Source organism: uncultured Campylobacter sp., from assembly GCF_938045345.1.
Classification (GTDB): Bacteria; Campylobacterota; Campylobacteria; order Campylobacterales; family Campylobacteraceae; genus Campylobacter_B.
The window spans coordinates 1-13,804 of sequence record NZ_CALIMS010000035.1 but is presented as its reverse complement, the minus strand read 5'-3'; the positions used below and the strand labels follow the sequence as shown (position 1 = coordinate 13,804).

14 protein-coding genes are annotated in these 13,804 nt (G+C 50.7%); 1 reads left to right on the top strand and 13 read right to left on the bottom strand.

What is annotated here, in order from left to right; all coding sequences use genetic code 11:
- Nucleotides 1–3: 3 nt before the first annotated feature.
- From Q0144_RS06615 to Q0144_RS06585, 7 genes are all read right to left on the bottom strand, one after another.
- Nucleotides 4–1,233 (bottom strand): beta-ketoacyl-ACP synthase, encoded by a 1,230-nt coding sequence (locus tag Q0144_RS06615; protein ID WP_298062730.1) that lies wholly within the window; start codon nt 1,231–1,233, stop codon nt 4–6.
- Nucleotides 1,227–1,961 carry a 3-oxoacyl-ACP reductase FabG gene (fabG, locus tag Q0144_RS06610; protein WP_298062728.1) on the bottom strand — a complete coding sequence of 245 codons (735 nt, stop codon included), beginning with the start codon at nt 1,959–1,961 and terminating at the stop codon, nt 1,227–1,229. The genes Q0144_RS06615 and fabG overlap by 7 nt, the downstream gene beginning before the upstream one ends.
- Nucleotides 1,954–2,382, bottom strand: coding sequence for a hypothetical protein (locus Q0144_RS06605; protein WP_298062725.1), 429 nt, complete (start codon nt 2,380–2,382; stop codon nt 1,954–1,956). The genes fabG and Q0144_RS06605 overlap by 8 nt, the downstream gene beginning before the upstream one ends.
- Nucleotides 2,379–3,866: a beta-ketoacyl synthase N-terminal-like domain-containing protein gene (locus Q0144_RS06600; protein ID WP_298062723.1), complete on the bottom strand. Its 1,488-nt coding sequence runs from the start codon at nt 3,864–3,866 to the stop codon at nt 2,379–2,381. Before Q0144_RS06600 ends, Q0144_RS06605 begins: the two co-directional genes overlap by 4 nt.
- A complete protein-coding gene (locus Q0144_RS06595; RefSeq protein ID WP_298062721.1) occupies nt 3,847–4,263 on the bottom strand; it encodes a hypothetical protein in 417 nt (138 codons plus the stop codon). Before Q0144_RS06595 ends, Q0144_RS06600 begins: the two co-directional genes overlap by 20 nt.
- Entirely contained in the window at nt 4,260–4,802 is a 543-nt protein-coding gene (locus Q0144_RS06590; RefSeq protein ID WP_298062719.1) for a 4'-phosphopantetheinyl transferase superfamily protein, read from the bottom strand. Before Q0144_RS06590 ends, Q0144_RS06595 begins: the two co-directional genes overlap by 4 nt.
- A gap of 824 nt (nt 4,803–5,626) precedes the next feature.
- A complete protein-coding gene (locus tag Q0144_RS06585) occupies nt 5,627–6,616 on the bottom strand; it encodes a c-type cytochrome (protein ID WP_298062718.1) in 990 nt (329 codons plus the stop codon).
- 807 nt (nt 6,617–7,423) lie between these two features.
- Here Q0144_RS06585 and Q0144_RS06580 point away from each other — a divergent pair.
- Complete coding sequence (locus Q0144_RS06580) at nt 7,424–7,612, top strand: hypothetical protein (RefSeq protein WP_298062716.1); 189 nt, start codon at nt 7,424–7,426, stop codon at nt 7,610–7,612.
- A gap of 215 nt (nt 7,613–7,827) precedes the next feature.
- On the opposite strand, the gene Q0144_RS06575 is transcribed toward Q0144_RS06580, so the two are convergent.
- From Q0144_RS06575 to hisS, 6 genes are read right to left on the bottom strand one after another with little or no spacing between them, the layout of a single operon-like run.
- Nucleotides 7,828–8,016, bottom strand: coding sequence for a hypothetical protein (locus Q0144_RS06575; protein ID WP_298062715.1), 189 nt, complete (start codon nt 8,014–8,016; stop codon nt 7,828–7,830).
- 49 nt (nt 8,017–8,065) lie between these two features.
- Nucleotides 8,066–9,244, bottom strand: coding sequence for a pyridoxal phosphate-dependent aminotransferase (locus Q0144_RS06570; protein WP_298062712.1), 1,179 nt, complete (start codon nt 9,242–9,244; stop codon nt 8,066–8,068).
- A complete protein-coding gene (locus tag Q0144_RS06565; protein ID WP_298062710.1) occupies nt 9,241–9,720 on the bottom strand; it encodes a hypothetical protein in 480 nt (159 codons plus the stop codon). The genes Q0144_RS06570 and Q0144_RS06565 overlap by 4 nt, the downstream gene beginning before the upstream one ends.
- A gap of 10 nt (nt 9,721–9,730) precedes the next feature.
- Nucleotides 9,731–10,426, bottom strand: a complete 696-nt coding sequence (gene cysE, locus Q0144_RS06560) for a serine O-acetyltransferase (protein ID WP_298062708.1) — start codon at nt 10,424–10,426, stop codon at nt 9,731–9,733.
- Entirely contained in the window at nt 10,423–12,261 is a 1,839-nt protein-coding gene (gene speA, locus Q0144_RS06555; RefSeq protein ID WP_298062706.1) for a biosynthetic arginine decarboxylase, read from the bottom strand. The genes cysE and speA overlap by 4 nt, the downstream gene beginning before the upstream one ends.
- The gene (gene hisS / locus Q0144_RS06550) at nt 12,258–13,499 is read right to left on the bottom strand and encodes a histidine--tRNA ligase (RefSeq protein ID WP_298062704.1); all 1,242 of its coding nucleotides are present in this window, start codon (nt 13,497–13,499) and stop codon (nt 12,258–12,260) included. The genes speA and hisS overlap by 4 nt, the downstream gene beginning before the upstream one ends.
- Between the last annotated feature and the right edge of the window lie 305 nt (nt 13,500–13,804).

The window sequence follows — 13,804 nt, the reverse complement described above, 5'->3', positions numbered from 1 at the left end:
CCTTTAACCGATAAATTTTTTAAAAATCAAAGAGGTGTTTACGCCGCCGAAAGCGAAGTTGTTATTCATAACGTAATCCGTCTTTATCTCCTGCGGCTGCGTGAGGTATCTAAGCGGAGCGCACTGCGGATCGATATCGCGCAAATTTAGATTTGGATAGAATAGCCCCTCGTTCATCATCATCACCGAGATGAAGCTCTCCAGCGCCCCGCACGCGCCCAAAGTATGACCTAAATAGCCCTTGTAAGAGCTCACTGGCGTTTGCGAGCCGAAAATTTCATGCGTCGCCGTAGATTCTGCGACGTCGCCCTGCTTGGTCGCCGTAGCATGAGCGTTTACGTGCCCGATGAGATCCGGCGAGATGGCGGCGTCTTTGAGCGCCAGCTGCATCGCCGCGCGCATAGTTTCGCTCTGTGGGCGGGTAATATGCGTGCCGTCGCAGGTCGTGCCGAATCCCACTATCTCGGCGTAAATTTTAGCGCCGCGCGCAAGTGCGCTTCTGAGGCTTTCCAGCACAAACATAGCACCGCCTTCACCTAAAACCAGCCCATCACGCGCTATATCAAAAGGCGCAGGGCTGAGAGTAGGGGTGTCGTTTTTGCAGCTTGTCGCGTAGAGCTTATCAAATACGAATGCCTGGCTCGGGTGCAGCTCGTCCGCGCCGCCTGCTAGCATCATATCTATCAGGCCGAATTTTATCGCTTCATAGGAGTAGCCTATCGCCTGAGACGCGCTTGTGCACGCAGAGCCTGTGGGGATGAGCCTGCCTTTTAGCCCGTAGTAGATCGCGATATTCGCAGCGACGGTGTGGGGCATCATCTTGACGTATGAGTTGGCGTTGAAGGTGCTATCCTTGCCGTGCAAAATATCTATGACCTCGCCCGTAGCCTTCGCATCGCCGCTACAGCTACCCGCTGCGACGCCCATACGGCCGTCCTTTATGCGCTCATCCTCTAAAAGCCCCGCATCCGCCAGAGCTTCGCCCGCAGCATCAACGCCGAACATCGCTACCTTGCCCATCGAGCGGGTATCTTTGCGGTTCCAGTGCGCGGGCGGCGCGTAGTTTGGTATCGGCGCGCCCAGCCTAGTGTTTAGCTCCTCGCCGAAGATATCCCATTCGCTCATATAAACTACGGCGCTTTTTTGCTGCGCCAAATTCTGCTTGATGCTTGCCCAGTCCCGCCCGAATGCACAGACGTTGCCAAAACCCGTAATGACTACTCTATTTAACATAATCCACCGTCTATTTTAATAACCTCTTTTGTGATGTATGCGGAATTTTCGCTTAGCAAAAACTCCACCAAATGCGCTACCTCGCTCGGCTCACCGATGCGACCTAGCGGGATCGCGCTTAAAATTTGCTCGCTTGCGGCTTCGTTTATACTCTCGCTCATCGCCGTTTTGATGAGCCCGGGAGCCACGACGTTTACCGTGATCTTGCGGCTTGCAAGTTCTATCGCTAGCGATTTTGCCGCGGCGATTAGGCCTCCTTTGCTAGCGGCGTAGTTGCTCTGGCCGCGGTTGCCGGCAATTCCGCTAACCGAGCTCATCACGACGATACGCCCGCCCTTTTTGGCGCGGATCATCGGCATCAGCGCGGGCTTTATGACGTTATAAAACCCGCCTAAATTCGTATCTATCACGCTTTGCCAATCCTCGCGCTCAAACCACACGAAGGAGTTATCCCGCGTGATGCCCGCGTTTAGCACGATGCCCCAGTATGCGCCGTTTGCCTCTATGTCTGCTTCGATCCGCTCCTGCGCCGCGGCAGTGTCTGCGACATCAAATTTTAAAATTTGAACTTCCGCCGCGCCCGCGTCCAAACAGCGCTTCGCTACGTCATTAAGCTTTGCTTCGTTGCGCCCGTTTAACGCCAAGCCGTAGCCCTTTTGCGCTAAATTTAACGCGCACGCCTCGCCGATACCGCCGCTTGCTCCGGTAATTAAAATTCTCTTAGCCATTTATACTCTTTATCATTTCGTCGCTCGCGCGCATTACACTTAGCGTGGCGCTTGCGATATGTTCGCCGCCGCAGCGGATCTCGCAATCGAAGATATATAGCCCCTCGCCGTCGCTCACGCTCTGCCTCGCCGTCGTAATCACGCGCTCGCCCACCTTTAGGCTTGCGCGCGAAATATCCAGGTTTCGCACGCCCAGCAAAAACCCGAGCCTCGCCTCGCCGTCGTTTCTGTAGCCCGAATACACGCCGATACACTGCGCCATTATCTCCATATACGCGTAGCTGCCGAGCTTGCCGTCTTCGGTAAACGGCGAGTCCTCTTTAACGCTAAACGCACAGCTCGCATACCCGTCGCTAACCTCTAAAATTTCATCCGCGAAGACCATATATCCCCTCTGCGGGAGGATGCTAGAGGCTCTCATACGCGTCCTATTATGGTTACGGCGTTGTCGCCGCCGAAGGCAAAATTTAGATTCATCGCGGTATCTACGCGCGCTTTTTTTGCTCCACACGCGAGATTAAATTTAGACAGCGCCGCTGGAATTTCGCTCGTTTGCGAAGTTTGATCCGCGGCGTCTTTTAAAATTTTATCGTCCGCGCCTTGCAAAGCTTTAGACGCAGTCAAAATTTCATTCGCGCTGCTTTTTGAAATTTCACTCTGCGCGTTTTGCAGAATTTCACTGCCCGAGCTGCATAAAATTTGATCGCTTGCGCTGTTTAAAATTTCATCGTTCGAGCCGTGCCCCGCCTGCGCGCCACGAAAAATTTCAGCCTCCGAGCCGCGCCAAATTTTATCGTTCGTAAAATTCGGCGGGATCACGCCCTGTTTGATCGCCTCGTAGCACACGGCAAGCTCGATCGCTCCCGCAGCGCCCAAGGTGTGTCCGGTCGCCCATTTGGACGAGCTTGCGCGCGCTAAGGGCAGGGCGGCGCTCATAGCCAGGGCCTCCATCGCGTCGTTGGCCGCAGTGCCGGTGCCGTGCAGATTTACGTAGTCCACGCTTTGCAGTCGCGCTGATTTTAGCGCGGTTTTGATTGCCGTGATCTGCATGCGCGCGCTAGGATCGGGCTTGGTGATGTGGTAGGCGTCGGAGTTTGCGGCGTGAGCCAAAAGCGCGACGTCGCTTATGCGCTCGCGCGAAAGCACGAATGCGCAGGCTCCCTCGCCTAGATTTGTGCCTGATCGCGCCTCTGAAAATGGCTTTAGCGGCTGCTCGCTTAAAATTTCAAGCGCGCTAAAGCCCTGCAGCGTGAGCTCGTCTAATGCGTCGGCGCCGCCGAATACGACCGCGTCGCAAAGTCCCGCGCAGATGAGGCGCGAAGCTTCGATGAGAGCTTTGTTTCCGCTGGTACACGCACTCGAAACTCCGATCGCGACGGATTTTAGCCCGAAGCGTTCGCGGATAAAATTTGCGGGGTTTGCGTGGGAGTTGCGCTCAAAGCAGAAGTTTTTAAATTTATCGTTTGCATTTTTTGAATTTTTGGTGAAATTCTCGCCGTTTGCAGTAGAAATTTCACTGCGCGGCGTGGGATTTTCGCCGTCTTGCGAGATAAAATTTCCCGCGTCTTTGCTGCAAGCGAAAAATTCCGCATAGTTTTCCTGCACGCCTGTATTGGTGGTCGCAAACACCACGCCTACGCGGTGTGCGCCGAATTTTTGCACGGCTTGCTCGATCTGCCCCTGCACGCCGAGGCAGGCGTAAAGCGCCAGAGCGTTCGTGCGCGTAGCGTAAGCGCGATCTTTGATCTGCGGCAGCGGCGTATCCACGCGCCCGAAGATGAAATTTTTGCCGCAGACGCTAAGTTTTCGCAGCGAGGATCTTTTTTTGCACAGCGCGCTAAAAAGCTCTGCGGCGCTGTTTGCGCCCGCGCAGATGAGACCGGGGCTACTTAGATACTGCGTCATATCGGCGCCCCTTTGCGTTTATGGTGAAATTCGCTTTATCCGCATTTTCAAGCAGGGCTAAAAATACTCGCTCGCTTTGCGAATCGGGCGGCAGGAAGCCGTCGTTGCTAAATTTTGCCTCGCTGCCTTTGATCGATAAAATTTTACGTGCGATCGGCGCGCCTAACATATCGAGCCAGACGAGCTTGTAGCGGCTCTCCTCGCCGCTTGCGGGCGAAATTTTTGAGATCAGGGCTCTGCTTTTTACGCCGTTAGTATCCGTCAAGATGAACTGCTTTTGGCTAAATTCCGCTATTTGCTCAGGCGCCTTGCGCGCACATCCGCTTATAAAAAACGCGGCGCAAAGCAGAACGAAAGCCGTTTTAGAAATAGCGTAAAAACGATAAACAGGTCTCAAAAATTCTCCCTAAAAACGAGCGAAATCAAAATCTCGCCCTCCAAAATATAGCTCTTGTGCGACCACGCCCTGCCGCGCTCATCAAGCGCCAAAGCCTCTCCATCTGCGCCGCGCGCCAGCCCCACGCGATCAAGCGCGTAAAAACCTAGGCTTCGCGCCTTAATCAGCGCCTCTTTGATCGTGTAAATTTTATAAAAAACGAGCGCTTTTTCGCTCTCGTCCGCCGCCGCCAAAAGTTCGCGTTCAAAGTCGTTGAAACAAAACTCGCTCGCCGCGGCAAAATTCCGCGGTTTTAAAATTTCAAGATCGAGCCCGAATTTTTGCCTCGCTAGAGCCACGGCGACGATCGTTTTGCCCTCCGCGCTTTTGTGCGAGATGCAAAATTTGCCGCGCTTTTTAAAGCGCGCTTTAAGCGCCCGCGAAACGCGAAACTCGCGCAGATGGGCTCGCGCTCGTGCCAGCTTCTTATCGCGCCTGCTCAAAAGTCGCCTCGGGGCGCGCAGATCCTCGTCGGTGATTAAAATTTTTATCTCGCTCATAAAGCTTTGATTTTACTAAAATAGTCTTTATAAAAATATAAAATAGTGCCGTAGCGTTAGAATTCCGTTTAAAATTTATTTGATGCGATTGGGCCCAAAGGCGCACTAAAACATAAAATTTATCGCGTTTGCGCCAAGGCCTCGCCTCGGACGCGGTAAAATTTTAAAATTTAGCTCGTTTTCGATCTGCGCCGCCCACTTTTTGGTTCGTCGCGTGTCGCTTTGCGGCGTCGATTGCGTTCGTTACGCTCGTCTTGTTCGTCGCATCTCGTGCGATTGCCTATTTGGTTAAATTTTAGTGCGGCTGTATCAAGAGGCAGGCAGCGCAGGTTTTGAAAACATCGGCGCGGAATTTTAAAATTCCGCGATAAAATTTCTACCGCGGGCGGCGTTTGCGCCGGAGCTTTTGCGACGAAATCCGGATGCGTCGTGCGATGAGCTTTAAAATCCTGAAGCGAAATTTAAAATCGCGAGCAGCGTAAACGCAGCAGGCGTCGTAGTATAACAGCGCAAAATTAGCAGCATTTTAATAAAACGGCATAAAATTTAAGCGCTCCTGAATACGGCAGCTCGAAATTTAATTAAAGCGGCACGAAATTCAATCGTGCTTAGCTAGCGCAACCGCATTAAATCCCGAGCCGTTCTGCGCTGCGCCGAGCAGAATGCTTTAAGATCAGTGCCACATCACGCTATTTGTATTAAATTCTGTGCCGCGTCGCACTAAATTTGCTATTGAGCCGCATTAAATTTTATGTAGAAATTTCGCTGCTAAGCCGTGACAAATTTACGTCAAAATTCCGCCGTCGCAAGGACGGCGTTTGATTTTATTTTTTGATCATGCGCTTATACGGGCCGAAGCGGTGATCATTCTCGTCAAATCCGTCGTTGTAGGGCCCCACGTCCATATCCATCTGCTTGACGTCTAGATCGGGGAAATCTTTCTTCCTATCGGGTTTGATCTTGCGCGGTTTTGAGTTTATATACGCCGTCACGTCGAAAGCTTCCTCCCAGCTTAGCGAGGCGTCTCCTTTAGGCATAGTGGCTTTGACATACCTCGCCCCTTCGATGAGCCTATACATACCGGCGCCCGTATTGTAGCTGTCATCGCCCCAAAGCGCGGGGAATGTGTAGTAATCGCCGCTTTGAGCAAACCCCTCGTTTTTTATCCCTTCGCCGTTTTCGCCGTGGCAGGCGGCGCATTTTGCGGCGTAAATTTCGCCTCCTTTTTTAGGATCCGCCGCGCGGTCTAAAAACTGCGCTTTCGGCAGCCCCTGACCTTTTAGCTTGGCGCCGACCTCATATCCTGCGGAGAGCCAGTGCATGTAGGCGATCATCGCGCGCATCTCTTTGGAGTTCGTAGGGATCGCTCTGCCCGCCATCGAGCGCTGAAAACAGCCGTTTATGCGGTCTTGCAGCGTGACTAGCTGATCCGATCTCGCGACATACTGCGGAAATCTCGCGTAGATACCCACGAACGGGCTTTGATCGGGCACGACGCCGCCGCTCGTATGGCAGCTCGAACAGGAGAGGTTGTTGCCCGCAAAGCGCATTTTTTCATTCTTCGCCTGCGGTCCGAGATATCTCGTCGTCTCGTTGATGAGCTTCGCGCCGTAGATGACGGTCTTTGCATAAGGCGAGTCGCCGAGCTTTGCCTCGTCTATGACGCCGTTTTCGTCGATGCCTACGGGTAGCCTAAATTCCTGCGTCTTTTGCTCGTACGGCACGGCTTTTTTGGCGTTGAGTTTGGCTACATCAAAGCCTAAAACGGGCGTAAAAAAGAGCGGAAGCGCTAAAACAAGGGTGGTTTTTCTCATATGTTCTCCTTTAAAAAGTAAAATATACATTTGAAATTATTGAATTTTTTAGTTAAATGTGCGTTAAAATTTTAAAAAAGAAGCTATTGCAAGGGCTTGCGCGTATCAGAAATTTAAAAGAGCCTAAATTTTAACTTAGCGCGACGATGAAATTTAACGCGAATTTTTAAAATTTGAGCGAGCGATTTTAGCCGGACCTGCGCGATTAGACTACTTGATTTCGTCATGCGATAAATTTTGGCAGTGCGGCGAGCTACGCAGAGAAAGAAGTCGAGCCGTGACGCAACGGATTTTTTTAAGGCTTGCGAGAGTAAAATTTAAAGGACGCTTTTGCTCCCGCCGCTCGTTTCGTCTGCACCGCTCGGCCGTTTCCTGCACCTCTGTATTTCGCGCCACTGCGTTTTTGCGTCGCAGATGCTGTACCGTATATCAAAATATCAAAGCGCGATTGAGCCCGCGCGTGCAAGCGCCCGCGGGAAACGAACGGATAAGATAAACGGGCGAATTTCGCTCATTCGCAAAACCGCGGTATGTCGCTCGCGCAGGCTTCGGTATCGCCGCCGCAAAACGAGCTATTCGCAAAAGCATACCGCTGTATGTCGCCGAAATACAAGTCGCAAATTGGTATTTCAAGTGCGAGATTTGCAAAAGCATGTCGCGGTGCGTCGTAGCAGGATCGCCGGCACATTTGAAATTTATCTAGGTCTGCCGGCGCGATAGGGCGAGGCGGATCGTCTCGTCTATGCGCCGTTTGGGCGGCGCGCGTATTTATGCTCTCCCCGCACTCGCCTTAAACGGGCTCTAGGTTTGAAATTTAACCCGAGCGGGCTTGGAATTTTAAATTTAAGCGGATTTAAGCTTTGGCGGTCGGATCGCGCCTGCGCGCCGCGCCGAACCATCCGCGCTAGAAATATCGCCGCCGAGATAAAATTTCGCGCGACAGGCTCCGTAATGCGGCGGTATGAAATTCTAACGCCCCTAAATAAAACGGTATGAAATTTTAAATGCTCTTAAATTAAAACGGCGCGAAATTTAACCGCACCGAGCCGCCGCATTAAATTCTAAAAATTCCAAGCCGCCTCAGGCGGCACAAAATTTAACCGCGCCCGGCGGTCGATAAATTCCGTCGCTAAGCCGTATCGTGCGGAGCCGCATCGCGTAAGATCAGCGTTAAGCTCTACCGCCGCGCCGCGCGGGATTATGTTAAAATTCTACCGCCGCGCCGTGCTAAGCCCGACAGGATCTACATCAAATTTTGCCGCCGAGTTGCACCGCACTAGATTTGTTTTAAATTTTGCTGTCGTGCGCACTAAATTTACGGTCAAAATTTCGTCGTCGCGCTGCGCTAAATTTACACAAAATTCGCCGTATCGTCGAGTCAAATTTGTCTCAAAATCCATTACTACGGCGAGCTGCGTTAAAATTTAGATCAAAATTTCGCTGGCATGCCTATCTGTGGTAATTTTTTACGAATTTTTCTATGCGCTCAAAGCCGCGTTTTAGATTTTCCATAGAGCATGCAAAGCTTATGCGGAAGTGCCCATCCATACCAAATCCGCTTCCTGGCACCGTGGCTACGAGCCCTTTATCTAGCAGTTGCATGCAGAATTTCATACTATCAGGTTCTACCTGGGAGCAATCTATGAAGAAATAAAATGCGCCATCTGGTTTTACGACACTAAGCCCTGGGATCGCACCTATCGCGTCTGCGCCAAAATCGCGCCTGCGCTCGTATTCGCGCCTCATCTCCTCGATATAATCATCCGCCTCGCCCCGCAGCACAGGCATAGCGCCTGCCTGGACGATGCTTGCTACGTTGCTGACGCTTTGGCTTTGCAGGTTTATCATCGCCTTATTTAGCTCATCGATAGCACAGGCGGTGTAGCCGAAGCGCCAGCCGGGCATCGCGCCGCATTTGCTTAGCCCGTTAATCGTCACGGTGCGCCTAAACATATCCTCGCTGATGCTTGCTGCGGCTATGAAACTCTTGCCAAAGACGATTTTTTCGTAAATTTCATCGGCAATTACCAAAATTTCAGTGCCTTTTAGCACTTCCGCAAGCTCTTGCAGCTCCTGGCGCGAATATACGGCGCCTGCGGGGTTGCTTGGGTTGAAAAGGCACAGCGCCTTCGTGCGCGGCGTGATCGCGGCTTTGAGCTGCGAGGCGGTGATTTTGTATCGGTTTTCCGCCTTGGTGGCTACGATGACGGGCTTGCTGCCGCAAAATTTTACGATTTCGGGGTAGGTGACCCAATAAGGCGCTGGTATTATGACCTCATCGCCTTCGTTTAAGATGCAGTTAAAGGCGTTAAATAGCGAGTGCTTGGCGCCGACGTTGGTGATGATCTGATCTGGTCTGTAATTTAGGCCGTTATCGCGCTTTAGCTTCTGCGCGATTAAATTTAAAATTTCAGGCGTGCCGCGGACTGGAGTGTATTTGCCGCAACCCTTAGCCATCGCCTCGATAACCGCCTTTTTAGCGACTTCTGCAGTATCGAAATCAGGCTCGCCCGCGCTTAGGATCACGACATCTTGCCCCTGAGCTTTCATCTGTTTGGCTTTAGTGCTGATTGCGATCGTTAGGCTTTCACCGAGCTTGCTTACGCGACTTGAAAGTGTTAATTTCATTGATGCTCCTTGGATTGGTTTAGACAATTTAAAATTTGATTTTTGACGCTAAAAGCCCTGCTATCGCTCGGGTTTTGGTTGTAGATATCGTCGATTTTATAATCGTCTCCGCTACGGACGAGTTTGTAGATTATCGTCTGCGTGCCGTAGGGGCAGGTCTGTGTCACTACAACGGTATCGCGCTGCCCTAGCTCAAAATCATATTTCGCGTCGTCGCAGACATCTTGACCGCCGATTATCGGATCATAGTCCAAGCAGCCTACCTCACCTTCGCCAGCAGATGCTTCATCCTGCATAAGCGCAGATTTGAAAGAAGCCGATAAGACATTTTTGTGATCGCCGAAATAGGTATCCTTGATGTATAGACTTTTTACTAGGCTTATTCTGGCGTCGTTCGCAGAATTTTTCGCGCTATTAGTATCGCTGCTGCTTGCCGATAAAATCGCACAAATCGTAAAAAATAGAGCTTTTTTCACCTTAAGCCTTTTATTTTAATGATTTCAGATACTCTTCGTAGAATTTATTTAGATCCTCGTCCATTGCGGCGATATCTTTTCTGCCGCTGCAGATGCACTCTTCCAAAATTTCGATACGCTTGATGAGATATTTGATAAGCTCCTGGCTGATGTCGGGAATTTTATTATGCGCTAAAGGATCGCTCTCGCAGCTTCCTAAAATTCTAGCGGGCACGCCCACGGCGGTGCAGTTTGGCTCGACATCCTTTACGACGACGGAATTTGCGCCGATTTTGGAATTTTCGCCGATGGTGATGTTGCCTAGCACTTTGGCTCCCGCGCCTACTACGACGCCGTTTTGCAGCGTCGGATGGCGCTTGCCGTGCTCTAAGCTCACGCCGCCGAGAGTGACGCCCTGATAGATCAGACAGTTATCGCCGATGATAGCCGTTTCTCCGATGACAAGCCCCGTAGCGTGGTCGAAAAACACGCCCGAGCCGATACGTGCGCCCGGGTTTATATCTACGGCTGTGATTATGCGAGTAAGTCCGCTGATCGCACGAGCTATAAGCTTAAAACCTCGCTCGTAGAAAAAGTGCGCGAAGCGGTAATTTATCAGCGCCCAGACGCCCGGATAGCAGAAAAATATCTCAAATACGCTGTTGCATGCGGGGTCTTGGTGCAAGGGCTCGGTGAAGTCCCGTTTTAAAATTTGCCAAAAACTCATTTGATCGTCTTTAGATAGCTGTTGTCGTTTAAAAACAGATATAGCTCGCCCAGGATATGCTTTTTCTCTTTTGCGTCTATGAGGTCTGATTTTTCGATCCGCTCGTTTAGGCTTTCGCGGATATCTACGACGTCGTAGTCCATATCCTCCAAGATGTCGATGACCGATTGCGATTCGATGAAATCCTTGATCTCAAAGCCGCCGTCATCGCGCAAGATCACGGTCGCTTCAGTGGGGTGTGCAAAGAGGTTGTGGCTCATGCCAAGCACCTCCTGATAGGCTCCGACAAGGAAAAAGCCCAAAAAATACTCCTCTTTTTCGGGATCAAAATCGTGCAGAAAGAGCGGATTTTTTTGACTATCGAATTCTATCTCTCCGTCGCTATCGCAGGTGATATCCCAGATCGACGCCGATAGCGTGGCGCGCTCATCCAGCCTCTCTAGCGGCATGATCGGGAAGTGCTGCTTGATGCCCCAAAAATCGGGCAGGCTTTGAAAGATCGAGAAATTTACCAAATAGCGTTCTTGAGCGTTGCCTAGGGAGTTTAAGAAATTGCTGTATTCTTGCTTGTTGCCTAAAATTCCATACGCCTTTCGCATTATTAGATGAACCAAAATTTCGCCGTTTGAGCGGTCGATTAGATCGACGTATCCCAGATCAAAAAGGGTAAGCACGCTCTCCATGTGCGACATAGCATCGTGCAGATATTCTAGCGCGTTGGAGGGCTTTAGAGTTTTATACAGATCGTATAGTTCGGCGACTACCGGCGGATTATCCTTTTTTAGGGCGAGTTTTTCTTCGGTGTATTCTTGGGTAAAAAGCTCCAAAATCGGCGCTACGAGCACTGCGTGGCTGGCGGCTACGTATCTGCCGCTCTCGATAAAGATATCAGGCTCCGCCTCTTTTTTATCCTCTGCGATTGATTTTAGCAAAAAAACCACGTCGTTGGCGTATTCTTTTAGCGTATAGTTGCGGCTGGAGCTTTCTTTGGCTTGGGAGTATTCGATAGCGAGCCCTCCGCCTAAATTTATGGATTTTAAATTTTTCGCACCCATTTTGCGAAGCTCGGTGTAGATATTGCCCGCCTCGATGAGGGCTTTTTTGAGCGGATGGATCTCTGTAATCTGCGAGCCGATATGAAAATGAATCATCGTAAACTGCTCGATGAGGTCGTTTTTCTTGAGTAAGTTTATCGCCTCTATAAGCTCGGTCGAGGTAAGGCCGAATTTAGAATTTATCCCGCCGCTTTTCGCCCACAGTCCGCTTCCGGAATTATGCAGCCTGATGCGAAGCCCGATGAATGGCTTTGGCGCAAACCGCTCCTTAGCCGTTTCGATGATGGTTTCAAGCTCGTTTAACCCCTCGATCGTAAGCGTTACGTTATGCCCCATCTCTGCGGCGATGAAGCCGATATTGATGAGCTCCTTATCTTTAAAACCGTTTACGGTAATCGGCGCGCCGTAGTTATTATACGCCATCGCTAGCAGCAGCTCGGGCTTGCTGCCGGCCTCGAGTCCGTATCCGTAAGGCTCGCCGATATCGACTAAATTTCTAACGAAGCCCGGGAATTGATTTACTTTAAGCGGATAGACGGCGTGGAATTTTCCCTTGTAATCAAACTCCTTAATAGCGCGGTTAAAATTTGAGTAAATTTCGACGATCTGCTTTTTGATGAGATGCGGGAAGCGCAGCAGTATCGGGCCTCGCACGCCGTCTGCGCGGATCTCTTTTATGATATCCACCAAAGGCTGCTTGAAATCGGAGTTTAGGCATAGTTTGCCCCCGTCTATCGTGAAGTTGGAATTCCCCCAAATATTTAGTCCGTAATCGCTCATGCTCTATCCTTAAAAAACGCTTCGACCTCTTTAAATTTAATCGCAAAGGTGGTTTGATCCTCTAAATTTTTACACCACACCTCGGCGCGATCAAACTCGTCCTGCCCGATACAAAGGCAAAATTTAGCCTCCGCCCCGTCGGCTGCTTTTAAATGCTTGGCTAGGCTCTTGGGCTCGTATGAAATTTGAGTTTTACAAAACTTTCGCAGCTTTAGCGCAAACGAAAACGCCATGCTTACGAACGCCTCGTCCAGTGCGCCGATATAAAGCCCCTCACGCGCTTGTGGGGCTTCGCGCGTTTTTAAAATTTCGGCTATTCGCTCGATGCCGATCGCAAAACCCACGCCCGCCGTCTTTCTGCCGCCTAAAAACTCCACGAGTCTGTCATAACGCCCGCCACCGCCTACGGCACTTTGTGCGCCAAGATCGCTTGAGACGAACTCAAAGGCGGTCTTGCAGTAGTAATCAAGCCCGCGCACGAGCTTCGGATCTATTTCAAATTTTTGCCCGTTTTGGGTTAAAATTCTTTGCAGCTGCGTAAATTCCGCGGCGCAGGCGTCGTTTAAATTTTCAGTTATAAGCGGCGCGGCGGCTAAAATTTTCTGGCAGCTTTCGTTTTTGCAGTCCAGTACGCGGATCGGATTGGTGTCGATGCGCCTTTGGCAGTCCTCGCAGAGCCTGTCTTTGCGATCTTGTAAGAAATTTACGAGCTTGGTTTTATACGCAGGCATGCACTCCTCATCGCCTAAAGAGTTGATTTTAAGCGTTGTGGCGACATTCAGCTCGCGTAAAATTTGAGCTAGCATCAAGATCACGCTCGCATCCTCATAAACGCTATTTTCGCCGAAGCACTCGACGCCGAATTGATGAAACTCGCGCAGACGCCCCTTTTGCGGGCGCTCGTAGCGAAACATCGAGCCTTGATAATAAAATTTATGCACGCCGCCGCTTCGGTCTAGCTTTTTTTCGATAAAGGCGCGCACGACACCCGCGGTGCCCTCGGGACGCAGGCAGACACTATCGCCGCTTTTATCGCTAAACTCATACATCTCTTTGCCGACGATGTCGCTGCTCTCGCCGACGCTGCGGCGAAATAGCGTGGTCTGCTCGAGCTTGGGCGTTTCGATGAGGCAAAAGCCGTAATTGCGCGCCACGCGCTCGCACACGCTTAAAATTTGCGAGTAGATGCGCGCCTGCTCGCCTGAAATATCGTTCATACCGCGAAGTGCCTTGATCATCGATAAAATCCTTTGTGAAATTTTAAAATTTTCAAATTTTTGCGGCGATTATAGTTAAATTTTCCTAAATTTTAAGCCCTGCCGCTCGCAGCAACGTATCGGTTCTGCTTATTTACATCGCGCGCCGTTTCGGCTTAGGCGTGTATTTTAAACCGGCTAAGCTCGGCGGTAAAATTTCTACCTCGCCGCCTTGAAGCTCAAGAATTCCTCGTAGCGGCGATCGATGATCTCTTTGATCTCGGCGTAATTCTGCGGCGAGTTTTCTATGTAAAAATAGGCGTTGTCGAAGTTTTTCTCGCCGAATT

What these genes read in the sequence shown, in the direction of transcription:
- fabG (WP_298062728.1), bottom strand. Translation starts at nt 1,961, where the DNA reads ATGGCTAAGAGAATTTTAATTACCGGAGCAAGCGGCGGTATCGGCGAG.
- Q0144_RS06585 (WP_298062718.1), bottom strand. Translation starts at nt 6,616, where the DNA reads ATGAGAAAAACCACCCTTGTTTTAGCGCTTCCGCTCTTTTTTACGCCC.
- Q0144_RS06590 (WP_298062719.1), bottom strand. Translation starts at nt 4,802, where the DNA reads ATGAGCGAGATAAAAATTTTAATCACCGACGAGGATCTGCGCGCCCCG.
- speA (WP_298062706.1), bottom strand. Translation starts at nt 12,261, where the DNA reads ATGAGCGATTACGGACTAAATATTTGGGGGAATTCCAACTTCACGATA.
- cysE (WP_298062708.1), bottom strand. Translation starts at nt 10,426, where the DNA reads ATGAGTTTTTGGCAAATTTTAAAACGGGACTTCACCGAGCCCTTGCAC.
- Q0144_RS06615 (WP_298062730.1), bottom strand. Translation starts at nt 1,233, where the DNA reads ATGTTAAATAGAGTAGTCATTACGGGTTTTGGCAACGTCTGTGCATTC.
- Q0144_RS06605 (WP_298062725.1), bottom strand. Translation starts at nt 2,382, where the DNA reads ATGAGAGCCTCTAGCATCCTCCCGCAGAGGGGATATATGGTCTTCGCG.
- Q0144_RS06600 (WP_298062723.1), bottom strand. Translation starts at nt 3,866, where the DNA reads ATGACGCAGTATCTAAGTAGCCCCGGTCTCATCTGCGCGGGCGCAAAC.
- Q0144_RS06575 (WP_298062715.1), bottom strand. Translation starts at nt 8,016, where the DNA reads ATGGATTTTGAGACAAATTTGACTCGACGATACGGCGAATTTTGTGTA.
- hisS (WP_298062704.1), bottom strand. Translation starts at nt 13,499, where the DNA reads ATGATCAAGGCACTTCGCGGTATGAACGATATTTCAGGCGAGCAGGCG.
- Q0144_RS06570 (WP_298062712.1), bottom strand. Translation starts at nt 9,244, where the DNA reads ATGAAATTAACACTTTCAAGTCGCGTAAGCAAGCTCGGTGAAAGCCTA.